The sequence below is a fragment of the Pseudomonas sp. FYR_5 genome, from assembly GCF_043106315.1.
Lineage (GTDB): Bacteria > Pseudomonadota > Gammaproteobacteria > Pseudomonadales > Pseudomonadaceae > Aquipseudomonas > Aquipseudomonas putida_Y.
Window position 1 is genome coordinate 1 of sequence record NZ_JBICMK010000055.1, and the last position, 22602, is coordinate 22602.

Annotated in this window: 21 protein-coding genes and 1 pseudogene; 3 read left to right on the forward strand and 19 right to left on the reverse strand. The window is 62.4% G+C overall.

Annotated features, from left to right (window positions below; all coding sequences use genetic code 11):
- Positions 1–92: 92 nt before the first annotated feature.
- The 11 genes and pseudogenes from ACF8RA_RS08225 to ubiE all read right to left on the reverse strand — a co-directional run bounded on the left by ACF8RA_RS08225 (position 93) and on the right by ubiE (position 8133).
- Complete coding sequence (locus ACF8RA_RS08225) at positions 93–965, reverse strand: methyl-accepting chemotaxis protein (RefSeq protein ID WP_370844176.1); 873 nt, start codon at positions 963–965, stop codon at positions 93–95.
- A pseudogene (locus ACF8RA_RS08230) lies at positions 948–2009 on the reverse strand (methyl-accepting chemotaxis protein); the annotation flags it as partial. The gene ACF8RA_RS08225 and the pseudogene ACF8RA_RS08230, both read right to left, overlap by 18 nt.
- A gap of 101 nt (positions 2010–2110) precedes the next feature.
- Positions 2111–2818 (reverse strand): 16S rRNA (uracil(1498)-N(3))-methyltransferase, encoded by a 708-nt coding sequence (locus ACF8RA_RS08235; protein ID WP_176683054.1) that lies wholly within the window; start codon positions 2816–2818, stop codon positions 2111–2113.
- Positions 2815–3603, reverse strand: coding sequence for a twin-arginine translocase subunit TatC (tatC, locus tag ACF8RA_RS08240; protein ID WP_176683055.1), 789 nt, complete (start codon positions 3601–3603; stop codon positions 2815–2817). The genes ACF8RA_RS08235 and tatC overlap by 4 nt, the downstream gene beginning before the upstream one ends.
- Positions 3600–3980, reverse strand: coding sequence for a Sec-independent protein translocase protein TatB (gene tatB, locus ACF8RA_RS08245; RefSeq protein WP_392519022.1), 381 nt, complete (start codon positions 3978–3980; stop codon positions 3600–3602). The genes tatC and tatB overlap by 4 nt, the downstream gene beginning before the upstream one ends.
- 3 nt (positions 3981–3983) lie before the next feature.
- Positions 3984–4256 carry a twin-arginine translocase TatA/TatE family subunit gene (locus ACF8RA_RS08250; protein WP_209969551.1) on the reverse strand — a complete coding sequence of 91 codons (273 nt, stop codon included), beginning with the start codon at positions 4254–4256 and terminating at the stop codon, positions 3984–3986.
- Positions 4257–4318: 62 nt separating this feature from the next.
- On the reverse strand, positions 4319–4654 hold the full coding sequence (locus ACF8RA_RS08255; protein ID WP_003249283.1) for a phosphoribosyl-ATP diphosphatase: 336 nt from the start codon (positions 4652–4654) through the stop codon (positions 4319–4321).
- A 1-nt stretch (position 4655) separates the two neighbouring features.
- On the reverse strand, positions 4656–5048 hold the full coding sequence (hisI, locus tag ACF8RA_RS08260) for a phosphoribosyl-AMP cyclohydrolase (protein ID WP_021783739.1): 393 nt from the start codon (positions 5046–5048) through the stop codon (positions 4656–4658).
- A gap of 72 nt (positions 5049–5120) precedes the next feature.
- Positions 5121–6743: a ubiquinone biosynthesis regulatory protein kinase UbiB gene (ubiB, locus tag ACF8RA_RS08265; protein WP_103443686.1), complete on the reverse strand. Its 1623-nt coding sequence runs from the start codon at positions 6741–6743 to the stop codon at positions 5121–5123.
- Positions 6740–7363: an SCP2 domain-containing protein gene (locus ACF8RA_RS08270; RefSeq protein WP_392519024.1), complete on the reverse strand. Its 624-nt coding sequence runs from the start codon at positions 7361–7363 to the stop codon at positions 6740–6742. Before ACF8RA_RS08270 ends, ubiB begins: the two co-directional genes overlap by 4 nt.
- Positions 7363–8133 carry a bifunctional demethylmenaquinone methyltransferase/2-methoxy-6-polyprenyl-1,4-benzoquinol methylase UbiE gene (gene ubiE / locus ACF8RA_RS08275; RefSeq protein ID WP_004576729.1) on the reverse strand — a complete coding sequence of 257 codons (771 nt, stop codon included), beginning with the start codon at positions 8131–8133 and terminating at the stop codon, positions 7363–7365. The genes ACF8RA_RS08270 and ubiE overlap by 1 nt, the downstream gene beginning before the upstream one ends.
- Positions 8134–8257: 124 nt before the next feature.
- Here ubiE and ACF8RA_RS08280 point away from each other — a divergent pair, with 124 nt between their 5' ends.
- The gene (locus ACF8RA_RS08280) at positions 8258–8533 is read left to right on the forward strand and encodes a polyhydroxyalkanoic acid system family protein (protein WP_003249289.1); all 276 of its coding nucleotides are present in this window, start codon (positions 8258–8260) and stop codon (positions 8531–8533) included.
- A gap of 18 nt (positions 8534–8551) precedes the next feature.
- Here ACF8RA_RS08280 and ACF8RA_RS08285 read toward each other — a convergent pair whose 3' ends face one another.
- The gene (locus ACF8RA_RS08285) at positions 8552–13312 is read right to left on the reverse strand and encodes a hypothetical protein (RefSeq protein WP_392519026.1); all 4761 of its coding nucleotides are present in this window, start codon (positions 13310–13312) and stop codon (positions 8552–8554) included.
- A gap of 179 nt (positions 13313–13491) precedes the next feature.
- Between ACF8RA_RS08285 and ACF8RA_RS08290 the strand changes: the two genes are divergently transcribed.
- A complete protein-coding gene (locus ACF8RA_RS08290) occupies positions 13492–13911 on the forward strand; it encodes a phasin family protein (protein ID WP_020191651.1) in 420 nt (139 codons plus the stop codon).
- A 10-nt stretch (positions 13912–13921) separates the two neighbouring features.
- A complete protein-coding gene (locus tag ACF8RA_RS08295) occupies positions 13922–14689 on the forward strand; it encodes a phasin family protein (RefSeq protein ID WP_392519029.1) in 768 nt (255 codons plus the stop codon).
- A gap of 111 nt (positions 14690–14800) precedes the next feature.
- On the opposite strand, the gene ACF8RA_RS08300 is transcribed toward ACF8RA_RS08295, so the two are convergent.
- The 7 genes from ACF8RA_RS08300 to hslV form a co-directional block, all read right to left on the reverse strand.
- On the reverse strand, positions 14801–15415 hold the full coding sequence (locus tag ACF8RA_RS08300) for a TetR/AcrR family transcriptional regulator (RefSeq protein ID WP_392519031.1): 615 nt from the start codon (positions 15413–15415) through the stop codon (positions 14801–14803).
- Between the two features lie 12 nt (positions 15416–15427).
- Positions 15428–17110: a class II poly(R)-hydroxyalkanoic acid synthase gene (gene phaC, locus ACF8RA_RS08305; protein ID WP_176683062.1), complete on the reverse strand. Its 1683-nt coding sequence runs from the start codon at positions 17108–17110 to the stop codon at positions 15428–15430.
- 48 nt (positions 17111–17158) lie between these two features.
- Positions 17159–18010 carry a poly(3-hydroxyalkanoate) depolymerase gene (gene phaZ, locus ACF8RA_RS08310; protein ID WP_339444123.1) on the reverse strand — a complete coding sequence of 284 codons (852 nt, stop codon included), beginning with the start codon at positions 18008–18010 and terminating at the stop codon, positions 17159–17161.
- A gap of 62 nt (positions 18011–18072) precedes the next feature.
- Positions 18073–19752, reverse strand: a complete 1680-nt coding sequence (gene phaC, locus ACF8RA_RS08315) for a class II poly(R)-hydroxyalkanoic acid synthase (RefSeq protein WP_176683064.1) — start codon at positions 19750–19752, stop codon at positions 18073–18075.
- 270 nt (positions 19753–20022) lie between these two features.
- Positions 20023–20400 carry a gamma-butyrobetaine hydroxylase-like domain-containing protein gene (locus ACF8RA_RS08320; protein WP_003249306.1) on the reverse strand — a complete coding sequence of 126 codons (378 nt, stop codon included), beginning with the start codon at positions 20398–20400 and terminating at the stop codon, positions 20023–20025.
- Positions 20401–20566: 166 nt separating this feature from the next.
- Positions 20567–21910: an ATP-dependent protease ATPase subunit HslU gene (hslU, locus tag ACF8RA_RS08325; protein ID WP_003249308.1), complete on the reverse strand. Its 1344-nt coding sequence runs from the start codon at positions 21908–21910 to the stop codon at positions 20567–20569.
- 76 nt (positions 21911–21986) lie between these two features.
- On the reverse strand, positions 21987–22517 hold the full coding sequence (gene hslV / locus ACF8RA_RS08330; protein WP_003249309.1) for an ATP-dependent protease subunit HslV: 531 nt from the start codon (positions 22515–22517) through the stop codon (positions 21987–21989).
- Positions 22518–22602: the final 85 nt, after the last annotated feature.

Sequence of the window (22602 nt, forward strand, 5' to 3'; positions counted from 1 at the left end):
CGGGTAAACCCGCTCCTACGACGGCCTGTGCACATGTGTGCAGGAGCGGGTTTACCCGCGAAGAGGCCCGACCGGGTGACCGCTAGTTCAGATCACAGCCTGAACCGCCCAACCAACCCTTGCAAATGGGTCCCCAACCGCGCCAGTTCCACGCTGGAACTGGCGGTCTCCTCACTCGCCGCCGAGGTCTGGTCGGAAATATCACGCACATTCATAACGCTGCGGTTGATCTCCTCGGCCACCGCCGTCTGCTCCTCGGCCGCCGTGGCAATCTGCTGGTTCATCGCCTGAATCGACGACACCGTGCGGGTGATGGTTTCCAACGAGCTGCCGGCGCGGCGGGTCAGCTCGACGCTGCTGTCGGTCAGTTGTCGGCTGTTGTCCATCACGCTGGCCACCCGTTGGGTGCCGCTTTGCAGGCCGGCAATCAACTCCTCAATCTCTTCGGTCGATTGCTGTGTGCGTTGGGCCAAGCTACGCACTTCGTCGGCAACCACGGCAAAGCCACGCCCGGCCTCACCGGCGCGGGCCGCTTCGATGGCCGCGTTGAGGGCCAGCAGGTTGGTTTGCTGGGCCACCGATTTGATCACGTCGAGTACGCTGCCGATCTTGTCGCTTTCGGTCTTGAGCAGGTTCATCGCTTCGCTGGAGTTGACCACTTCGCTTGCCAGGCGCTCGATCTGTGCCACCGCCTCGCCCACCACGCGATCGCCCTCGCGGGCCTGCTGGTCGGCCATCAGGGCGGCTTCCGAAGCCTGTTCGGCATTGCGTGCCACATCGTGCACGGTGGCTGTCATCTGGTTCATGGCCGTCGCCACCTGGTCGGTTTCGACCTTCTGGTTGTTGACCCCGGCGCTGGTCTGTTCTGTCACCGCCGACAGCTCCTCGGCAGCGCTGGCGATCTGCGTGACGCCGTCGCCAATGCCGCCGATCAGCTCACGCAAGCCCTGGGTCATGCGATGCATGCTGGCCTGCAATTGGCCCAGTTCGTCGCGGCGTTGTACTTGCAGGCTCTGGGTCAGGTCTCCGCTGGCCACACGTTCTGCGGCGCGCAGGGTTTGGCGCAGAGGGATGATGATCTGCCGGGTAATGGCCCAGGCAGCCAGCAGGCCAAGGGCCAATGCCAGCACGGTGGCGACTGTGAGCAGTGTTTTGGCCTGCGCGGCCGCGGCATTACGCACCTCGGTTTGCGAGGTGGTCATCGTCTGGCTGGCCTGCAGCAGTACCGTGCCTTGTTCAGCCATGCTTTGCAGCGCTTGCTCACTGGCACGCTGGGCGTCGCCGAACTGGGTCACGGCATCGCGGTAGCCGCCCATGGCCGTGGCGGCATCATCCAGGCTGGCAGCATGTTCGGCTGGCACTTTGGCCGGCAGTGCGCGCAGCTCGGCCAAGGCCTGGTCGATGGCTTTCAGTGCCGTTTGCTGGAAGTCGGCATTGCCGCTGTAGGTGTAGCCACGCACCTGGAAACGCGCTTGTTGCAGCAGGGCGCTGACGTCCACCGCGTGCTGGTACTGATTGATGTCTGCACCCTGCAGCAGGCTGCGCTGTACGCGGCCAATCAACTCCACGACTTTATCGGCGCTGCTACCCAGTACATCACGGCTGGCTTCGCGGCGTTGGTCGGCCTGCTTCAGCTCGTTGAATGCCTGCTGGTAGACGCGCACTGCCTCGCGCTGCTGTTCGAGGCGCTGGCGGTCGGCGGGTTGCTCGATCTGGCCAAGCATCAGTTGCACCTGGCGGTCGAGGTTGCCCAGGGCTTTTTCCAACTCTGCCAGCGAAGCGTCGTCGCGGCGGCGATCATAGAGCTGGCGGGCGATGCGCAGTTCCTGGGTGTATTGCTGGACGACAGAGATATTTCCCAGTTTGTCGCCACGGTCGATGATGCTGTCCATGCCGTGCCAGCCGACCAGGGTAATGGCCAAGGTCAACAGCAGCACCAGGCCGAAGCCCAGCCCCAGTTTGCGATTGACGCTCACATTGCCCAGCGATTGGGCTAACCATTGATACATGTTCGACTCCCCGGCGGCTTGGCAGCACAAATAATTGTTTTGTTGCCAAGGCCATCGGCCCGGAAGAGGGAAACTTGATGGGCGAAAAAGGGGTGATTGTGTCAGAAAATACGCGAAAGCAGCGCGGTGACGGCGGTCTCCACCCGCAAGATGCGATCACCCAGCTGCACCGGCGCCAGGCCTGCCTTGCCCAGCAGGTCGATCTCGTAGGGGATCCAGCCACCCTCGGGGCCAATGGCCAGGGTAACGGCTTGTTCTACGGCGCGCGGACAGGCTGGGTAAGGGCCGGGGTGGCCGACCAGCCCCAAAGTGCCGGCGGCGATGGTGGGCAGGCGGTCTTCGACAAAAGGCTTGAAGCGCTTTTCGATGATCACCTCGGGCAGCACGGTGTCGCGCGCCTGTTCCAGGCCCAGGATCAGGTTCTCGCGAATGGTGTCGGGCTGCAGGAAGGGCGTTTGCCAGAAGCTTTTCTCGACCTTGTAGCTGTTCAGCAGGATCAGCCGCGGTACACCCAGTGTGGCCACGGTCTGGAACAGCCGTCGCAGCATTTTCGGCCGAGGTACCGCCAGCACCAGGGTCAGCGGCAGCTTGGCCGGTGGCTGCCGGTCGAAGGTCACTGCCAGCTCGGCTTCGTGTTTTTCCAGGCGCAGCACCGTGGCCTTGCCCATCAGGCCATTGATACGGCCCACGCGCAGGTTGTCGCCCACCACCACGCGGTGGATTTCCTGCATATGGGTGAAGCGCCGATCAGCAAGAACGACGCGGTTGGCCGAAACGAAGTCGGTCTCTTCAAGAAGCAACAGGTTCACGGTTGGGTCGCAGGTGGCTGGTCGTTATGGTCGTCGGCGGTTTCGTCGTGGGCGCTGCGCTTGCGGATCAGGCTGCCGCACAGCACACCGATCTCGAACAGCAGCCACATGGGCACGGCCAGCAGGGTCTGGGAGAAAATGTCCGGTGGGGTGAGGACCATGCCGACCACGAAGCAGCCGATGATCACATAGGGGCGGGCCTTTTTCAGGTACTTCACGTCGACGACGCCGATCCACACCAGCAGCACCACTGCCACCGGGATTTCGAAGGCCACGCCAAAGGCGAAGAACAGCGTCATCACGAAGTCGAGATAGCTTGCGATGTCGGTCATCATCGAAACGCCTTCTGGCGTGGCGCTGGCGAAGAAACCGAAGATCAGCGGGAATACCAGAAAATAGGCGAAGGCCATGCCGGCATAGAACAGGAAGATGCTCGACACCAACAGTGGAATGGCGATGCGCTTTTCATGGCGGTATAGCCCTGGCGCGATAAAGCCCCAGATCTGCTGGAGGATGAACGGGATGGCCAGGAACAGCGAGACGATCATGGTCAGCTTGAACGGCGTGAGGAACGGCGAGGCCACATCGGTGGCGATCATCGTTGCATCGGCCGGCAAGTGCTCGCGCAGTGGCGCGGAAACCAGTGTGTAGATCTGCTGGGCGAAGGAGAACAGCCCGGCAAAGATCAGGAAAATGACGGCAACGCAGCGCAGCAGGCGGGTGCGCAGTTCGGTCAGGTGCGAAACCAGCGGCATTGGCTGGTCGTGTTCCGGGTTCTCGCTCATGGGGCTCGCGGCGGTTGAGGCGGTTCAGAAGAAGCGGCCGGGGTGGCAGCTGGCTCGACAACCGGCCTGGTTTCGAGCCCGGCAGGTGGCTGCACACTGGCCGTGGTCACTGGCGGCTGTGCGGGTGGCGCTAGCGGGTTGAGGATGCGCTTGGCTTCCTCTTCCATCTGCAGGATGTGCTCATTGTGCAGCTGGCGGCGGATGTCGTCGGCGCCAATTTCGCGCTCCACTTCCATCTTGATGCTGTTGAAGCTGCGCTTGAGCCGCCCGATCCACAGGCCTGCCGTGCGCGCGGCATCCGGCAGGCGCTCGGGGCCGAGCACCAGCAGGGCGACCAGGCCGACGAGCAGCAGCTCGCTGAAACTCATGCCGAACATGGGTCAGTCTTTCCGCTGCGGCTCTTGGACCGGTTGTGCCTGGCCTTCGATTGTGTGGCCTTGTTGCGGCTGCGCGGTGTTTTGCACCGGCGGCACAGGCTGGGCAGGCGGCGGAGTCTGCTCGGCCGGCTTGGACTCTTCCTCGTTCATGGCCTTGCGGAAGCCCTTGATCGATTCGCCTAGGTCGCTGCCGAAGTTCTTCAGCTTCTTGGTGCCGAACACCAGGACCACGACGACCAGCAGGACGATCCAGTGTTTCCAGTCAAAGATACCCATTTCGTACTCCTGAAAATTGTGTGTTGGCCCTATCCGGGCTGCACGGTGCCCCCAATTGAACGTCAGGCAGATGGCTGGCGTGCGGCCTTCTCATCATGCCCGGACAAGCCGAAGCGGCGTTCCAGCTCATCCAGCACGGCTTGCGGATGCTGGCCCAGCGCACTGAGCATCACCAGGCTATGAAACCACAGGTCGGCGGTTTCGTAGATGACATCGCTGTAATCCTTGCTGATCTGGGCATCCTTGGCCGCGATGATCGTTTCGACCGACTCTTCGCCGAGCTTTTCAAGGATCTTGTTCAGGCCCTTGTGGTACAGGCTGGCCACGTAGGAGCTGTCAGGCGCCGCTTGCTTGCGTTCTTCAAGCACTTCGGCCAGGCGGTTGAGGGTGTCGCTCATGTCAGTGTCCTGCGTTGTAGATGGCATCCGGATCCTTCAGGACCGGGTCGACGATTTTCCACTGGCCGTCTTCATAGACGCGGTAGAAGCAGCTTTCACGACCGGTATGGCAGGCGATATGGCCCAGTTGCTCGACCATCAGGATGATCACGTCGGCGTCGCAGTCCAGGCGCAGCTCATGCAGTTTTTGCACATGCCCGGATTCCTCGCCTTTACGCCACAGCTTGCCACGCGAACGCGACCAGTAGATGGCACGCTGCTCGGCGGCGGTCAGGGCCAGCGATTCACGGTTCATCCAGGCCATCATCAGCACACGTCCGGTCTTGTGGTCCTGAGCGATTGCCGGTACCAGGCCATCGCTGTTCCACTTGATCTCGTCCAGCCAGTCTTTCATCGTCGACTCCAAAGCGGGCCCGTTCCTGTGCCAGGCCCTTTGCGCTAGTGTGCCAGCCACAGGCGCGGCTGGCTATTGGCGCACGATCAGGTAAAGGCCCGCAGCCAGCATCAACCAGGCGGGCCAGGCGGCCGGGGCGGCCAGGCTGGCGGTTTCAGCAGCGCCTGCGGCCAAAACTGCGCCACCGCCGAGCAGGCCGGCGCCGAGCAGGCGCAGCGCCCAGCGGTCGCCCTGGCGGCGCCGTTCCGGCAATTGTGGATCGTGCAGGTGAGGCTGCGACAGGCGTTCGAGCAGGTCGCGGGTCATGCCGGCCAGGTGTGGCAGTTGCTCGACCTGGCTGTGCAGGTTGCCGAACACGGCCTTGGGGCTATAGCGGTCGCGCATCCAGCGTTCGAGGTACGGTTTGGCGGTGCTCCACAGGTCCAGGTCGGGGTACAGCTGACGGCCCAGGCCTTCGATGTTGAGCAGGGTTTTCTGCAGCAATACCAACTGTGGCTGCACTTCCATGTTGAAGCGCCGTGCGGTCTGGAACAGGCGCATCAGCACTTGGCCGAAGGAAATATCTTTTAACGGTTTTTCGAAGATCGGCTCGCACACGGTGCGAATCGCTGCTTCGAACTCGTTGACCTTGGTGTTTGCCGGCACCCAGCCCGAGTCGATGTGCAACTGGGCCACGCGGCGGTAGTCACGTTTGAAGAAGGCAAACAGGTTGCGCGCCAGGTAGTCCTGGTCCTCGGCGGTGAGGCTGCCGACGATGCCGCAGTCGATGGCAATGTACTGCGGGCTCCACGGCTTGACCGTGCTGACGAAGATGTTGCCGGGGTGCATGTCGGCATGGAAGAAGCTGTCGCGGAACACCTGGGTGAAGAACACTTCCACGCCGCGCTCGGCCAGCAGCTTCATGTCGGTGCGCTGGTCGGCCAGGGTGGTCATGTCGGTCACCGGTACGCCGTAGATGCGCTCCATCACCAGCACCTTGGGGCGGCACAGGTCCCAGTACACCTGGGGCACGTACATCAGCTCGGAGCCTTCGAAGTTGCGCCGCAGCTGGCTGGCGTTGGCAGCCTCGCGCAGCAGGTCGAGCTCGTCGTAGATGGTTTTTTCGTAGTCGCCGACGATTTCCACCGGGTGCAGGCGACGGGCATCCGCCGAGGCACGTTCAGCGGCCTTTGCGATCAGGAACAGCCAGGCCAGGTCCTGGGCGATGACCGGTTTCAGGCCCGGACGCACCACCTTGACCACCACCTCTTCGCCGGTTTTCAGGCGTGCGGCGTGCACCTGGGCCACCGAGGCCGAGGCCAGTGGCTCGACGTCGAAGCGGCTGAACACCTCGCCGACCTTCGCACCGAGCTGTTCCTCGATCAAGGCCACGGCTTTTTTCGGGTCGAAGGGGGGGACACGGTCCTGCAACCGCATCAGCTCGTCGGCGATGTCGGGGGGGAGCAGGTCGCGGCGGGTGGAAAGCAGCTGGCCGAACTTGATGAAGATCGGCCCCAGGTCCTGCAGCGCCAGGCGCAGGCGCGCGCCACGGCTGAGCTCGGTGGGTTTGCGTGGCAGCCAGCGCCACGGCATCAACAGGCGCAGGCTGGCCAGCCACCAGGGCAGCAAGGGTTGGTCGAACAGCAGGTCATCGAGGCGGTAGCGGATCACCACACGCTGGATGCGAAAAAGACGTCGGACGGCGAGCAGCTTCATGCGTTATCGCTGGTATCAAGGGATCGGGACAGGCGCCTGAGGCGCGCTTCGAGGCGTTCTGTATCAAGTTTCAAGGCATCGAGTTCGCTGAAGGCGGCTTCGGCCTCGCGCTTGCCGACCAAGGTGCGGGATTCCTCGGCCAGGTATTCGGACAGGTTCTGGCTGAAACGTGCCAGGCCTTGGCGAGTCCAGCGAGCGCGCAGGCGGATATGGCCGGCCAGCATTGCTGTGGCGACCGGGCCAAGCCAGCGTTGCAGCTCGTGCTCCCAGTCCAGTTCCAGGTCCTGCAGCACGCCGAACAGGTCAAGCAGTACAGCGCTGTCGCCGTGCAGCTCGACTTGCGGGCTGTGCAGCACGGCGGTCTTGTCCTTGGCCAGGGCCAGTTGCGCCAGGCTACCGGCGGGGGCGCGCAGGCTGCAGTCGATCTCACCCTGCCAGTGGGCGGCGAGCATCAGGCCTTCTTCGTCGGGCAAGATGAACAGCTGCAGGGCCGGTTGGCGGCAGTCGATTTCGATGACCTTGCCTTCCAGCGCGGCCAGCCGCGGCAGGGCCGTGCTGTCCATGCGCAGGACGCGGTTCAGGCCATGTTCGACGCTGGCGAGCAGCCCGGCCAGCAACATCAGGGTTTGATTCCCCGGTGCACGGCAACGATGCCGCTGGTCATGTTGTGATAGGTGACGCGGTCGAAACCGGCCTCGACCATCATGCTCTTCAGGGTTTCCTGGTCAGGGTGCATGCGGATCGACTCGGCGAGATAACGGTAGCTCTCGGCGTCATTGGTGATCAGCTTGCCAGCCAGCGGCATGAAGGCGAACGAGTAGGCGTCGTAGGCCTTGGACATCAGCTTGTTGGTCGGCTTGGAGAACTCCAGGATCAACAGGCGGCCACCGGGCTTGAGCACGCGCAGCATCGAACGGATGGCGGCGTCCTTGTGGGTGACGTTGCGCAGGCCGAAAGCGATGGTCACGCAGTCGAAGTGGTTGTCCGGGAACGGCAGCTTTTCAGCATCGGCCTGGACGAACTCGATATTGCCGGCCACGCCGCGGTCAAGCAGTCGGTCACGGCCTACCTTGAGCATCGAATCGTTGATGTCGGCCAGCACCACCTGCCCGGTCGGCCCGACAAGACGCGAGAACTTGGCCGCCAGGTCACCGGTACCGCCGGCGATGTCCAGCACGCGGTTGCCGCTGCGCACGCCTGACAGCTCGATGGTAAAGCGCTTCCACAGGCGGTGCATGCCGCCGGAAAGCACGTCGTTCATCAGGTCGTACTTGGCTGCCACCGAGTGGAACACTTCGGCGACTTTCTTCGCCTTCTGGCTTTCAGGCACGTCCTGATAGCCGAAATGGGTGGTGGGTTCGGCGTGGTCGCCTTTGCGCTGGTCGTTCATATCGCTTCACCGGAAAAAATTACCGCCATTCTAGGGCGAACGGGCGGATTTGTCTTGGCGGGGTGTGCCAGTGGGCAGGGGCGGGCATAATGCGCATTATGTCTACATCTTCAGGAACGTCCGCATGACCCAGATCAGCGTCGAACGCAAACACTCCCTCGGCCGTGATGCCGCCCGCGCCAAGGCCGAAGCGCTGGTCGACAAGCTCAGCCGCGAGTACGACCTCAAGGCCACCTGGAACGGTGACCGCGTGGACGTTGCGCGCAGTGGCGCCAATGGCAGTGTGCACATTGGCGACGACAGCATCCGCGTCGAATTGAAGCTGGGCATGATGCTGTCGATGATGAGCGGCACCATCAAAGGTGAAATCGAGCGGGCGCTGGACAAGGCCCTGGCCTGAGCCGGCGCCGCCCTGTGGCTACTGCGGCGCGTCCGCCGGGAAAGGAATGATACCAATCACCTGCTCCAGGCGCAGATCGCCGCGGTAGATCGCGATGCGCTCGCGTGCGTCTGCGGCTTGCTCGAGCAGGGCCTTGCGGCCCCTTACGCCCGCATCCCAGAATTTGAGGTGGCCCTTGACGAAGTCATGCCCCCTCGCTTCGAGGCTGGGATAATGAAAATGCGCCTCCCACAGTAACCGCTGTGGCGCTTGCACATCGCGAACCTCGTAGACGTCGAGGTAATCATTGACGTGACGTAACTGTCGGCGAATCACGGTTTGCCTGATCCGAATCCGCTTCTGCTCAGCCAGGAAGCGAAGGGCCTTGCCGTCGGGATGGCGGGTGTTCAGATACGCGTCGGTGAGTAGCCGAAGTTTTTCGTGATGGACGCGGTCTACCGCTGCCCGAAGGAGGTCGACCAAGCCGTAATCCAGTGGATTGTTAAGCTCGGTCAGTTGCTGCTGCACTTCGCGCATGTCACCTGCCGGCCATTCCAGAAAGTCGCTCAGGCTGTTGGGCTCATCGGCATAGTGAGCGGCGAAGGCGATTTTTCCATCCACCTCTGCCAGCAGGCGGTTTGCTCGCTGGCGCAGCTGTGCGCGGTCATGCTGGGCCGGCCGCGCTTGCTCAGGCACGGCATGCCACACCCCGTCGCGTTGCGTGAAGCTACCCGCAGGCTCCTGGTTGAATGCACTGCGCTGGATAGCACGGTTGCCCATTTGGTCTATTTCCACCAGTAGCGGTCGACCTCGGTCAACACGGATGACCCGGCGTCTGATCGTCGCGGGCCGATGATAGGGCGTTGGCGAGGGGGGGCTGATGCCGCTGTCGAGGTTGGTCAAGGTCGCGCTCAGTTGCTGCTCTGTGATCTGGGCAATCGTGGACAGTTCGCGTATGTATTCGTCCAGTACGTCAGCGACCAGCGCAGGCGAGTCCAGCGTTTTCATGTATTGGGCGCGGTCCAGCACGGTACGGTATTTCTGAAGGATATCCTCAAGCAGTTCGGCTTTGACCTGGGCCGTCTCTTCGGTGGCTGCCAGCCCGTCGTGGCTCCATACCGTGCTGCTGAATTCGATGCCGCTGAGCGGCGCGCGCATCGCAAGCAAATCCTCGGCCGTGTCCGCAGAGAGGCGGGTCTTGTCCACGGCGAGGTAGGCCAGGTCACTGAGCAGCTGGGCCCGAATGACCAATGTCGAATACGTTCTGCGTCGGATGGTCTGAGCGAGTTTCGTGGCTTTATTGGCAAAATCGATCTTGGGGTCCTGCAGTGTTTCCGCCAGGATCCGGTCCAGCCGCTGGCTGACGACAAGCAGGCGGCGGCTGGCTTGGCAGGAATCGCGTACCCGCTCGCGATAGTCGAGGTATTGCTGTATCTGCTCGGCAGTCTCTGGAACGCGGGGCAGCCCGGTGGCCTGTGCGCTCAGTGCCTGGTGGTCGACCTGCTCCAGCAAGCGGCGGCACAGCAGCATGTCGTTTTCGATGGCTGCGCCGTACCAATTGCCGTATCGGCGTCGGCTCGGGGCTCGGGTGTCGAATTTGCTGAACCGTGGTTCGGCCATCTCCTTGAACACTTCGATGTTCCCATGCAACAGCGTGCTCTGCCGTTCCAGGTAGAGCGCGGATGCCCTGATCTCTGGCAAGTGGCGCAGGCGCTGGGCTTTGAGTGCCTGCCTCTGAAGTTGCAATGCTGGCGGCGGTGAAGCGCGCTCCTGTGCAGGCAGAGCATCGACAGCCAGGCTGTACTCCAGCGCGAGGTCGTCATAAGCCTGCAGTTGCACTTGGCTGCGTTCCATAAGTGGCGCCATCTGGTTCAGCGCTTGTTGGTTCGCCGTGGCGGTTGTACTCAAGGTGTCGAACCGCTGGCGGTTTTCAGCGTTGATGGATTGCCTGTTCCTTGGCATGCCGCCAGAGAGGTTCAGATTCACGGTCCATTGGCCATTCCAGCGCGTCAGCCAGGGGCCTTTTTGGCGTTCACGGCCAACGATATGGTAGCCGTCCGGGGCGCCATTCCATTGGGACACCCACTCGCTGCTGCTCGGCTCGGGACCGATGATCTGCATGCCGTTCCACGTCTCGATGACCTCATAGGCGCCATCGCCCAGCTTGGCGTAGTAACGGCCGGCAATATTGTACAACCCACGCAAACGGCCCGTTGGCAGTGGCGCGTGCCCCTCGAGTGGCTGCGAGGCTTGCAGTTGGGCCAGTGACTGGCGCTCCTGTACCGACAGGTTGCTCAGGCGCTGTTCGTCATGCCAGCCATCTACACGCACGAGCGTGGGCTGCGGCGCTTCGACGGGGGCCTGCCAGGGTTTCTCCTGTGGCTGCTCGAGCGCTGGGGGCGGGGTCTCTTCCTTCGGCGCAGGGCCTGAAAAACGTAGCCTGGCGGGCTCTTCGCTGTTGGCAGGTGGCGTTGCAGGGCGGTGGGCAAGGAGCAAGGCCAGGTTGGTGACCAGGTCTATGGCTGCGACGATCTTGTCGTCACCGCTGCGCTTGATCAGCGCCTCGACGTCTTCCTTGGCTGCCGACAGCGCCACCACCAGCCACACCAGGGTGGTCATCGGGCCATGCCAAAGTTGGGTGACGGTATTGAAGATCGCCCACGCAGCCTCCTTCACCAAAGCCCGCACTTCCTGGGCATTGGAGACGCTGTTGCTGGCTGAGGCCAATAACATGGTCTCGATGCGGGCGTTGAACAGGTGGGTGTCCAGATCATCCGTCCAGGCCTGGAACGAGGCCTGGACCGGGCGTCTGAGGCGTTGCAAAAGGCGGTCCAGCAGCTCGACCGGCACATTGAGCAGGTGCGTCAGCTTGGTCATGTTCGGGTGCAGGTGCGGGTGCTTGAACCCGTCGTTCTGGTAAGTCGGACGCGCGTCATCCTCAAGCCAGGCCAGTACGCTCTCTTGCAGTTCGCCCCTGCTGCGGATTGCGTCCATCAGCAATTCGAGGTTCGGAAATTCCTGCAACGCCCTGTCGGCATAGAATGGGCGGTACAAGACCCAGCTGCCGCTTGCCGGTATTTCGATGATGAACATCCCGTGCGCAACATCGCTTGCCGAAGCGCCAGGCGCGCAAAGGAACGCCAGGGGGGCGATGCGCAGAAGGTCCACGCCATTGTCCATGCCCTGGCAGAACCTGAGCATTGCCTGGCTTGCCGCTTCGCCAAGCTGTCGCTCGATCTTGGCCTTCAGCGTGCTGAACCGAAGGGCGTAACGCCATTCCCTGGCATGCTGGCGGATTCGCTCGGCTCTGCGCGGCTGGGTGTTGACTTGGTCCTTCAGGTAGGAGGGGTAGTGGCCGCCGATGTCGACCTGATGAATCAGGCCCCTGATCTGGTCGATGCTCAGCCAGTCGGTCACAGGCGAGCCGTCCTCGAAGTTCATCCCGCTCATCACCTCGCCAGCCTCCAGCCGCAGGCGTGAAATCGCCAGGTCGGTCAGGGAAACCGAGTACAAGAACAGTGACTGCCCTTGTGTAGCGGCGCCGATGATGGCCTGGGAAATGCGGATGCGCACCTTGTTCGGGTCGTGTACCGCCTTGTCTGGGTAGCTGGTCTGCAGGGTCTCACGCAAGCGGCGAGCGGCGTAATCACGGATGTCTTCAACATCGCCCAGGGATGTGCAGCCCTTCGACCGACCTTGGCTCGCCGCCAGATCGAGCAGTGCAGTGTGATAGGCATAGCGGTCCTCAGCGCTGGCATTGAGCAGCCATCGCGGCGGACTGACGGCGGGTGCAGTTCGTTCCTGCGAAGGCAGGTCGAAGAAGTAAGCTGACGGGTCGCTCACCTGGCGCAGTTGTCGCTCCAGTTCGTCGACGGTTGTCAGGCCGCCAATACGCAGGCGGCCGATGTCGTCCAGGATATCGTTCAGCAGTTGCCTGACCTGGAAGGCGAAAGGGCGTCCGATTACTGGCGTGTGTGCCCAGGACAACGTTTCGAAGCGATAACGTTGCGCTAGCTGCCGTTGCAGCGCGGTGGCAAAGCTGGGCAGGTCGACATGGCGATGAACCGAACCGCAGGGCTTGCATTGCAGAACCAGGCTGCGGGTGCCGCTTGTGGTGATGAGCAACAGATCCGGTAGGGTAACGGTGTGTGCCCCGCCATCCGTTCCGAGCGTGACTTGTATCGCCTCGACAGCCAGGCTGTCGAATACCCCGTCGAGCAGGGCGTACATTGCCGCTTTTTCATCATCTCCAAGGCCTTGGCGAGGGAGGTTCTCGAGCAATGCAGCCTTGATGGTGTGCTCCAGCCAGAGCATGCGCGAGACTTGGCTGTCTTCGTCGAGCCCGTTCCAGAAGCCGATCTGGGCTTGCTGGAAGGCCGGTATCAACGCACCAAGCACGGTATCGAAGTCATCGCTGAGCTTCGTCAGGTCCGGCATGATTTCGGGTTGGCGAATGTTGTCCTGGGCTTGCTCCTGAATATGAAACACATGGGGAGGGCTGATGCTCAGCTTGTCTGAGGCGCCCAGTTGCACACGTTCCTTGGTCAGGAAATGCCGGAGAAGCTCGTCCAGCAGCCCGCTCTGACGTGGCAGATCATCTGTGCTGGCCGGTGCATGCAGGATGACGAAAGGGTCGAGCGATGTGATATGAGGATGGTTGCGGTGCAACCATGGATACCGGTCGCTGAAAGTCTGGAATGCTTCCTTTGATAAAACGTCCCGCAGGCTGGGGCGTTTGGAGAAACAGGCTGCCACGCTTTGCTTGAACGTCAGCCTGGGTGGGTTTGCTACAACAGTCATGGCGTCGATGTCCGTGAGGTGAAGCTTGCGACGCTAGCGCTATGGGCGAAGGGGCTTGCGGTATATAGATGCGACAACGAAGACCTTAGGGTGAGGTTTCTAATTTTCTTCCCTACCTTATGTTCAAGCCCAACCTCCGTGGGCGGTTTTCCACCACTCATGAGCATGAGGTACACAGCATGGCCAAAGTGATTGTGAAGAAAAAAGACGAAGCCCTGGGCACGCTTGGCGAGGTGCGCGGCTATGCGCGCAAGATCTGGCTGGCCGGTATCGGCGCCTACGCCCGCGTTGGTCAGGAAGGCTCTGATTATTTCAAGGAGCTGGTCAGGGCGGGTGAAAGTGTCGAGACGCGCGGCAAGAAGCGCATCGACAAAGAGCTCGATGCCGCCAACCACCAGCTTGACGAAGTCGGTGAAGAAGTGAGCCGCGTACGCGGCAAGGTAGAAATTCAACTCGACAAGATCGAAAAAGCTTTCGACGCACGGGTCGGTCGCGCCTTGAATCGCCTGGGTATTCCGTCTAAACATGACGTTGAGGCGTTGTCGATCAAGCTTGAACAGTTGCATGAGCTGCTTGAGCGTGTCGCGCACAAACCATAAGGAGAGCAGGATGGCTGGCAAGAAGAACACCGAAAAAGAAGGCAGCTCCTGGGTCGGCGGGATCGAGAAATACTCCCGCAAGATCTGGCTGGCGGGGCTGGGTATCTATTCGAAGATCGACCAGGACGGCCCGAAGCTGTTCGACTCGTTGGTGAAGGATGGCGAGAAGGCCGAGAAACAGGCGAAAAAAACGGCTGAAGATGTTGCCGAGACTGCCAAGTCTTCGACCACTTCGCGGGTGTCGGGCGTGAAGGACCGTGCGCTGGGCAAGTGGAGCGAACTCGAAGAAGCCTTCGACAAGCGCCTTAACAGCGCCATCTCGCGTCTTGGCGTGCCGAGCCGCAACGAGATCAAGGCACTGCACCAGCAGGTGGATAGCCTGACCAAGCAGATCGAGAAGTTGACCGGTGCTTCGGTTACGCCGATTTCGTCGCGCACTGCAGCGACCAAGCCGGCTGCGGGCAAGGCTGCGGCCAAGCCATTGGCCAAGGCAGCGGCAGCCAAGCCTGCGGCGAAAACGGCGGCGGCCAAACCTGCTGCTAAAACCGCAGCGGCCAAACCTGCTGCCAAGTCCGCAGCAGCCAAGCCTGCGGCGAAGCCGGCAGCGGCCAAGAAACCTGCGGTGAAGAAGGCTCCGGCCAAACCGGCAGCCGCCAAGCCAGCCGCCCCAGCGGCCAGCGCTGCACCTGCCGCGACCGCTGCACCGGCACCAGCACCTGCCGCCACCCCGGCCAGCAGCACGCCATCGGCACCTACCGGCACCGGTACCCTGATCTGATACCGCGTCGCCTTCTTCGCGGATAAACCCGCTCCCACAAGATGCGCCAAACCTTGTAGGAGCGGGTTTACCCGCGAATGCGTCGGCTGCAACACTACATATCCAGCAGGCCTACCCCTCCAGGTACTTCACTGCCAGCTGCTCCGCCGCCGCCCGTGCCTGGGCCTGCAGATGCGGCGCCACCAGCATCATCACCTGGTACACCACGATCCCCACATCCCCCTCGCGCCCCAGCACACGCTGGTAATCCAGCGAGAACATCAGCGTCAGGGTGATCTGCTCCACCAGTTGCCCCAGCGCCTGGGTATCACTCTCTACCAGCCCCTGGCTCTTGAGGCTGGCCAACAGCGCCGCCAGCGTGCGTTTGATTGCATTGATCAGGCCGCGCATGCCTCGGGCGAGCTTGGGCAGGCGCCCGGTGAGGTTGGACAAGTCCTGGAAAAGGAAGCGGTACTGAGCCATGCGCTCGACGATCAAGTGCAGAAACAGCCAATAATCCTCTGCGTCCAGACGCACCTCCAGCGGCGGGTCCAGCAGCGGCATCAACGCTTCCTCAAAACGCTCGAACAAGCCCAGTACCAAGGGCTCCTTGCCATGGAAGTGGTAGTACAGGTTGCCTGGGCTGATGCCGAGTTCGTTGGCAATTTCCAGGGTGGATACGTTGGGTTCGCCCTGCTGGTTGAACAACTGCAGGGCGCACTCAAGGATACGGTCGCGGGTTTTCATCCAGTCAGCAGCTCATCGGGTCAGCACGTAGGTGCCTGGCGCGGGGCCTAGCGGTGGGTAAGTGGCGTTGCCCAGTTCAGTGCGCGGCGCCTTGAGCAGGCCGGAGCGTGCGGTGATCCACTCCAGCCACAACGGCCACCAGCTGCCTTCGCTGCGCTTGGCGTCGTGGAACCAGGCGCGCGGGTCGCTGCTTAGCTTGGGGTTGGCCAGGTAGTAGGCCTTGGGGTTGCCTGGCGGGTTGATGATGCTCTGGATATGCCCGCTGTTGGCCAGCACGAAGCGCCGCTCGCCACCCAGCAGCAAGGCCGAACGGTACACCGCGTCCCATGGCGTGATGTGGTCGTTGCTGCCGGCCACGGTAAAGCTGTCGATATTGACCTGCTGCAGGTCGATCGGCGTACCGCACACCTCCAGCCCGGACGCGTAGGTCAAGGGGTTGAGCTTGAAAAACTCCAGCAGGTCGCCATGCAGCGCGGCGGGTAGGCGCGTGCTGTCGGCATTCCAGTACAGGATGTCGAAAGCCGGCGGTGTCTTGCCGAGCAGGTAGTTGTTGACCCAGTAGTTCCAGATCAGGTCGTTGGGCCGCATCCAGGCAAAGATCCGCGCCACTTCGCCACCGTCCAGCACGCCACGTTGATAAGAGCGTCGCTTGGCCGCTTCGATGGTCTGCTCATCGGCGAACAGGCTGGCCGGGCTTTCGAACTTGCTGTCCAGCAAGCTGACCAGATACGTGGCACTGCGCACCCGACGCAATTGCTTCTTGGCTTGCAGGTGGCCTTGCAGTGCGGCCATGGTCAGGCCACCGGCACAGGCGCCCATCAGGTTGGGGTCGCGGTTGCCGCTGATACTGCGGCAGGCATTGAGCGCTTCCTCCAGGGCTTGCACGTAGCTGGAAAGGCCCCATTCGCGGTGGCGTGGGTCGGGGTTGCGCCAGCTGACCATGAACACCTGCAAGCCGCTTTTGAGCATGTACTGGACGAAGCTGTTGGTAGCGCTGAGGTCGAAGATGTAGAACTTGTTGATCTGAGGCGGCACGACCAGCAGTGGGCGTGCGTGCTGTTTCTCGCTCATCGGCGAGTACTGGATCAGCTCCAGCAGTTCGTTGCGAAATACCACTGCGCCAGGGGTTGCGGCCAGGTTAACGCCCACTTCAAAGGCGCGCTCGTCCACCTGACGCGGCAGCCCATCGTTGTGACGCAGGTCGTCGAGCAGGTGGGCCACGCCGCGCACCAGGCTCTGGCCGCCGGTATTGAACAGCTCCTTGACCGCCAGCGGATTGAGCAGTGAGTTGCTGGGCGCCAGCGCATCGTTGATCAGGTTGAACAGGAAGTGGGCGCGGGCTCGATCATCGTCGTTCAAGTGGCTTTCATCGATCCACTGGCGTGTCTGCTTCTGCCAGGCCAGATAGGCCTGCAGGCCGCGGCGGTAGAACGGGTTCTGGCTCCAGGTCGGGTCACTGAAGCGTGCGTCACGCGGGTTCGGCTGGTAGGGCGTGTCCCCCAGCATCACCCGCCCCAACTGCCCGCCAAGCGCCAGCAGATGATGCGCGGTATGCAGCGGATGGCGCAGGCCGTGGCGGCCGACGTTGCGTAGCGTGGAAAGCAGGTCACGGCCGCGAAGGCCGAGGATGGCGTTCTGTACGTTCATGCGGGTGGCGGGGAGCGTTTTCGATCCTTTGGCCGGTTTGTCTTTCATGGCAACACTCCCTCGTCTAATCCATTTTCCTGTCAGGCCGCAGCTGTTTCACCCCCCCGAGGCCGGACGGGGATGCATTACCGCACGCTGACGTTCTTCCTGCAGGAACTTCATGATGATCGGGGCGACGGCTTCGGCACGGGTGATCAGGAACAGATGGCCGTCGTCGATAATGTGTAGCTGGGCATTGGGAATCCGCCAGGACAGCAGGCGCATGTTGATCAGCGGGATCAGCGGGTCGTCGTCACCGGCCAGTACCAGGGTGGGCTGCTGGATCTTGTGCAGCCAGTGGATGCTGGTCCAGCCGAGCCCGGCGAACAGTTGCCAGTAGTAGCCCAGCTTGCCGCCGGAGCGCACCTTGGCGGCGTGGTGCATGGCCAGGTCGGGGTCACGTCGGAAGCCGCCGCCATAGATCATCGGCGCAATGCGGATGACATGCGACGGCTGCACGTAGCGCCGGGGGCTGGCCATCATCCACAGCACCTTGGGCTTGCCTGGCACCATTACCGCGCCGGCAGCGGTGGCGGCCAGCACCAGCTTCTTGCAGCGCTCGGGGTAATCGTGAGCAAACTGCTGGGCCAGGGCGCCGCCCCAGGACACGCCGATGACGTTGACCTGGCCGTAGTCGAGGTAGTCGAGCATCCGCGCGGTCAGCTTGGCCAGCCCAGGGAAGCGATACGGGTGGCGCGGTGTGGACGAGCCGCCGACCCCGGGCACATCGAAGGCGATGACTTCCAGGTCCGGGTCAAGTGCTTCGATGAACGGAAACACCAGCTCGAGGTTGGCGCCGATGCCGTTGAAGATCAGCAGCGGCGTCAGGTGCGGCTTGCCGGGGCGAACAGCTGTGCGGATGGACTGGTTGTCCAGCTCGACGGTCCTGAAAATATAGGGTTGCGGCATGCGCGTGACTCTTGGGTGAAGTAAACACCGTGGCGCCTTGCAGGCCGCCACGGCGCTGTAACTCAACGCTCGTGAACGTAGGTGCCCGGGGAGGCTTCGCCGGCGGCATACGCACGATTGCCCAGGCGGGTCGGTGCCTTTTTCAGCGCGCCGGCACGCTCGCCCAGCCAACTTTGCCAGTGCAACCACCAGGAGTCTGCATGCTTGATGGCGTTTTCCTGCCAGGCCACCGGGTCGCCCGGGCGGTCGGCACCGGTCATGAAACGTGCCTTCGGGTTGCCCGGCGGGTTGAGGATGCTCTGGATATGCCCGCTATTGGACAGTACGAATTCGATCTTGCCGCCGAACAGATGGGCCGAGCGGTAGCATGACGGCCATGGGGTGATGTGGTCGTTGGTGCCGGCAACGCTGTAGATGTCGCATTTGACCTGTTTCAGGTCGATCGCGGTGCCGCACACTTCCAGGGCTTCGGGGCGGGTCAGGGGGTTGCTCTTGAACATTTCGATCAGGTCGCCGTGAAAGGCGGCCGGCAGGCGCGTGGTGTCGTTGTTCCAGAACAGGATGTCGAACACGGGGGGCTCATTGCCGAGCAGGTAGTTGTTTACCCAGTAATTCCAGATCAGGTCGTTGGGGCGCATCCAGGCGAACACCTTGGCCATTTCGCTGCCTTCCAGCACGCCCGCCTGATAGGAGTGGCGCTTGGCGGCCTCCAAGGTCTGCTCGTCGACAAACAGTGCAACCTGGTTGTCCATGGTGGTGTCCAGCACGCTGACCAGCAGGGTCAGGGCGTTGACCTTGTTCTCGCCAATGGCGGCATAGTGGCCAACCAGTGCGGTACAGGTGATGCCGCCGGAGCAGGCACCGAGCATGTTCAAGTCCTTGCTGCCGGTAATCGCCAGCACCGCGTCGACGGCTTCTTTCAGCGCATCGATGTAGGTGGACAGGCCCCACTCGCGCTGGGCCTTGGTCGGGTTGCGCCAGCTGATGATGAAGGTCTGCTGCTGCGAGCGCAGGCAAAAGCGCGCCAGGCTCTTTTCCGGGCTGAGGTCGAACACGTAGAACTTGTTGATCTGCGGTGGCACCACCAGCAGCGGGCGGGCATGCACCTGCTCGGTGATGGGGCTGTACTGGATCAGCTCCAGCACATCGTTGCGGTACACCACCGCGCCTTCGCTGGTGCCCAGGTTCTTGCCCACCTCGAAGGCATCCATGTTCACCTGGCTGGGCATCCCGCCGTTATTGACCATGTCCTTGGCCAGGTTGGACAGGCCATCGAGCAGGCTCTTGCCGCCGGTTTCGAAGAAGCGTTTGACCGCAGCCGGGTTGGACAGGGTATTGGTCGGCGCCATGGCCTCGGTCATCAGGTTGATGACGAACTGGCCGCGGCTGATGTCCTGGGGGGACAGGTCGCTGCTGCTGACCCAGTCCTGCAGCTCCTTGCGCCAGGCCAGATAGGTTTGCAGGTAGCGGCGGTACAGCGGGTTGTTGCTCCAGGCCGGGTCATTGAAGCGACGGTCGTCGCTTTCCGGGGCCAGGCTGGATTTGCCCAGCAGCACGTTCTTCAGCTCCAGGCCAAAGTGAGCCACATGTTTGGCGCTATGCAGCGGTTGGCGCACGGCCTGGCGCAGCACGGTGCGTGCCGAGCTCAACAGGTCCTTGCGGCGGATGCCGATGACCGGGTTCAGCCCCAGGGTGTTTTCCGAGGCCTGCCGCTGCAGCTCATCGTTGTTCTTGTTACTCATCTACGACGCTCCGTTGTCCTGAGACGAGTACCGGTTGCTGTGGCGGGTGCACAGCCCTGAGCCCGGTACTGCTACTCGGGTGACCAGTGATAAGGAACAGCGGTGCTGCGAGGGTACTGACGACCTGCAAAGTGATGCAGGGAACTTGCCACACACCCATTGGTTACCCGACTTTCGTGTAATGCGCAAGACAGCCCTTCACTGGGCTGTCTTCAAGTCATTCAAACAGATGAATTTAGAAAATGCGCTCTAAACCCCGCAGGCCTTGCGCTAGAGCATGAGCTTGACCACAGATTCGGCCGGGTCGCGGGATTTGCCGGCCTTGTGCAACTCGTCGAGGTATTCCGCCCACAGTTGCTCCTGGCGCAGGCACAGTTGCTCAAGGTATTCCCAGGTGAACAAACCGCTGTCATGACCGTCGTCGAAGGTCAGTTTCAGTGCATATTGGCCGGCAGGTTCCAGGCCACTGAGGCCCACGTTGATCTTGCCGAACTGCAGGATGGGATTGCCGTGGCCCTGGACCTCGGCGGAGGGAGAGTGCACGCGCAGGAATTCGGCGGGCAGGTGGTAGACCTCGCCAGGGGCGTAGGTGAGGCTGAGGGTTTTGGAGGCTTTGTGCAGGTTGATGGCGGTAGGCAGGCGGGCCATGGGCAGAATCTCTCGGGAGCTGATGAAGCACAGCTTCCAGCTTATGGGGGAGGGATTCAAGGGCCTCTTCGCGGGCAAGCCCGCCCCTGCACGGATCACCACAGGCCCATGGGATGGGGTGGCGCGTGTAGGAGCGGGCTTGCCCGCGAAACAGTCGAAACCGGTCTTACAGAATGTAACGCGACAGGTCTTCGTTCTGTGCCAGCTCACCGAGGTGGCTGTTCACATACGCCGCGTCGATCTGGATCGGCGCTTCGTCATGGGTGCTGGCCAGGTCGCCCGCACTGAACGACACCTCTTCGAGCAAGCGCTCGAGCAGGGTGTGCAGGCGGCGTGCACCGATGTTTTCGGTTTTCTCGTTGACCTGGTAGGCAATCTCGGCCAGGCGCTTGATGCCGTCGGCGAGGAACTCGATGTTCAGGCCTTCGGTCTTCAGCAATGCCTGGTACTGCTCGGTCAGCGACGCGTGTGGCTCTTGCAGGATGCGCTCGAAGTCTTCCGGGGTCAGTGCCTTCAGCTCGACACGGATCGGCAGGCGGCCTTGCAGCTCGGGCACCAGGTCGCTCGGCTTGCTCAGGTGGAAGGCACCCGAGGCAATGAACAGAATGTGGTCGGTCTTGACCATGCCCAGCTTGGTGTTGACGGTGCAGCCTTCGATCAGCGGCAGCAGGTCGCGCTGTACGCCTTCGCGGGATACGTCGGCACCGCCAACGTTGCCACGCTTGGCAACCTTGTCGATCTCGTCGATGAACACGATGCCGTGCTGTTCGACCGCTTCCAGGGCCTTGGCCTTGAGCTCTTCCTCGTTGACCAGGCGGCTCGCTTCTTCATCACGAACCATCTTCAGCGCTTCTTTCACCTTCAGCTTGCGCGCTTTGCGCTTGCCCTTGCCCATGTTGGCAAACAGGCTCTGCAGCTGGTTGGTCATTTCTTCCATGCCGGGCGGCGCAGCAATTTCGACACCGACGGCATCGGCCACTTCGATCTCGATTTCCTTGTCGTCCAGCTGGCCTTCACGCAGGCGCTTGCGGAACAGCTGGCGGGTGTTGGAGTCGCTGCTGGTCTGTGCGGCTTCTTCGCTGAAGCTGGTGACGCGCGCCTGGGGCAGCAGGGCGTCGAGTATGCGGTCTTCGGCGGCGTCTTCGGCGCGGTGGCGCACGCGGATGATTTCCTGCTCGCGCAACATCTTCAGCGCGGCATCGGCCAGGTCACGGATGATCGACTCGACGTCGCGGCCCACGTAGCCCACTTCGGTGAACTTGGTGGCCTCGACCTTGAGGAACGGCGCGTTGGCCAGTTTGGCCAGCCGGCGGGCGATTTCGGTCTTGCCGACGCCGGTAGGGCCGATCATCAGGATATTCTTGGGGGTGACTTCGGCACGCAGCTCGGCAGGGAGCTGCATACGCCGCCAGCGGTTGCGCAGGGCAATGGCCACGGCGCGCTTGGCGTCGTCCTGGCCGATGATGTGGCGGTTGAGTTCGTGGACGATCTCGCGGGGGGTCATGGACATGATCAATACGGTCCTTGGGCAGGTGAGTCAGCGTGGAAAAGCCCCTTCATCGGGAAGGGGCGCCAGAACAGCTGAATCAGTCGGCCAGGTCCTGCTCCTCGATGGTCAGGTTGTGGTTGGTGAACACGCAGATGTCGCCGGCGATGTTCAGGGCGGTCTCGGCGATTTCGCGGGCCGAGAGGTCGGTCTTGTTCAGCAGGGCACGGGCTGCGGCCTGGGCATAGGCACCGCCGGAACCCATGGCGATCAGGCCATCTTCGGGTTCGACCACGTCACCGTTGCCGGTGATGATCAGGGATGCATCCTTGTTGGCCACGGCCAGCATGGCTTCCAGGCGGCTCAGGGAGCGGTCGGTACGCCATTCCTTGGCCAGCTCGACGGCGGCGCGTACCAGGTGGCCCTGGTGTTTTTCCAGCTGACCTTCAAAGCGCTCGAACAGGGTGAAAGCGTCGGCGGTAGCGCCGGCGAAGCCCGCGATGACCTGGCCGTGGTACAGGCGGCGCACCTTCTTGGCGTTGCCTTTCATCACGGTGTTGCCAAGGGATACCTGGCCGTCGCCGCCCATGACGACTTTGCCGTTACGGCGGACAGAAACGATTGTGGTCAAGGGGAGAGTCTCCACGCAGCGGGGCGAAAGTGCCTGATGCAGACTCATATGGGGGTGGGGGGAAGGATTTCAACCGGGGGGGATG

Bases quoted from the DNA above. Each gene is read 5' to 3' on its own strand.
- ACF8RA_RS08225 (WP_370844176.1), bottom strand. From the start codon at position 965: ATGCATCGCATGACCCAGGGCTTGCGTGAGCTGATCGGCGGCATTGGC.
- tatC (WP_176683055.1), bottom strand. From the start codon at position 3,603: ATGAGCGAGAACCCGGAACACGACCAGCCAATGCCGCTGGTTTCGCAC.
- tatB (WP_392519022.1), bottom strand. From the start codon at position 3,980: ATGTTCGGCATGAGTTTCAGCGAGCTGCTGCTCGTCGGCCTGGTCGCC.
- ACF8RA_RS08250 (WP_209969551.1), bottom strand. From the start codon at position 4,256: ATGGGTATCTTTGACTGGAAACACTGGATCGTCCTGCTGGTCGTCGTG.
- ACF8RA_RS08255 (WP_003249283.1), bottom strand. From the start codon at position 4,654: ATGAGCGACACCCTCAACCGCCTGGCCGAAGTGCTTGAAGAACGCAAG.
- hisI (WP_021783739.1), bottom strand. From the start codon at position 5,048: ATGAAAGACTGGCTGGACGAGATCAAGTGGAACAGCGATGGCCTGGTA.
- ubiB (WP_103443686.1), bottom strand. From the start codon at position 6,743: ATGAAGCTGCTCGCCGTCCGACGTCTTTTTCGCATCCAGCGTGTGGTG.
- ACF8RA_RS08270 (WP_392519024.1), bottom strand. From the start codon at position 7,363: ATGTTGCTGGCCGGGCTGCTCGCCAGCGTCGAACATGGCCTGAACCGC.
- ubiE (WP_004576729.1), bottom strand. From the start codon at position 8,133: ATGAACGACCAGCGCAAAGGCGACCACGCCGAACCCACCACCCATTTC.
- ACF8RA_RS08280 (WP_003249289.1), top strand. From the start codon at position 8,258: ATGACCCAGATCAGCGTCGAACGCAAACACTCCCTCGGCCGTGATGCC.
- ACF8RA_RS08285 (WP_392519026.1), bottom strand. From the start codon at position 13,312: ATGACTGTTGTAGCAAACCCACCCAGGCTGACGTTCAAGCAAAGCGTG.
- ACF8RA_RS08290 (WP_020191651.1), top strand. From the start codon at position 13,492: ATGGCCAAAGTGATTGTGAAGAAAAAAGACGAAGCCCTGGGCACGCTT.
- ACF8RA_RS08295 (WP_392519029.1), top strand. From the start codon at position 13,922: ATGGCTGGCAAGAAGAACACCGAAAAAGAAGGCAGCTCCTGGGTCGGC.
- ACF8RA_RS08300 (WP_392519031.1), bottom strand. From the start codon at position 15,415: ATGAAAACCCGCGACCGTATCCTTGAGTGCGCCCTGCAGTTGTTCAAC.
- phaC (WP_176683062.1), bottom strand. From the start codon at position 17,110: ATGAAAGACAAACCGGCCAAAGGATCGAAAACGCTCCCCGCCACCCGC.
- phaZ (WP_339444123.1), bottom strand. From the start codon at position 18,010: ATGCCGCAACCCTATATTTTCAGGACCGTCGAGCTGGACAACCAGTCC.
- phaC (WP_176683064.1), bottom strand. From the start codon at position 19,752: ATGAGTAACAAGAACAACGATGAGCTGCAGCGGCAGGCCTCGGAAAAC.
- ACF8RA_RS08320 (WP_003249306.1), bottom strand. From the start codon at position 20,400: ATGGCCCGCCTGCCTACCGCCATCAACCTGCACAAAGCCTCCAAAACC.
- hslU (WP_003249308.1), bottom strand. From the start codon at position 21,910: ATGTCCATGACCCCCCGCGAGATCGTCCACGAACTCAACCGCCACATC.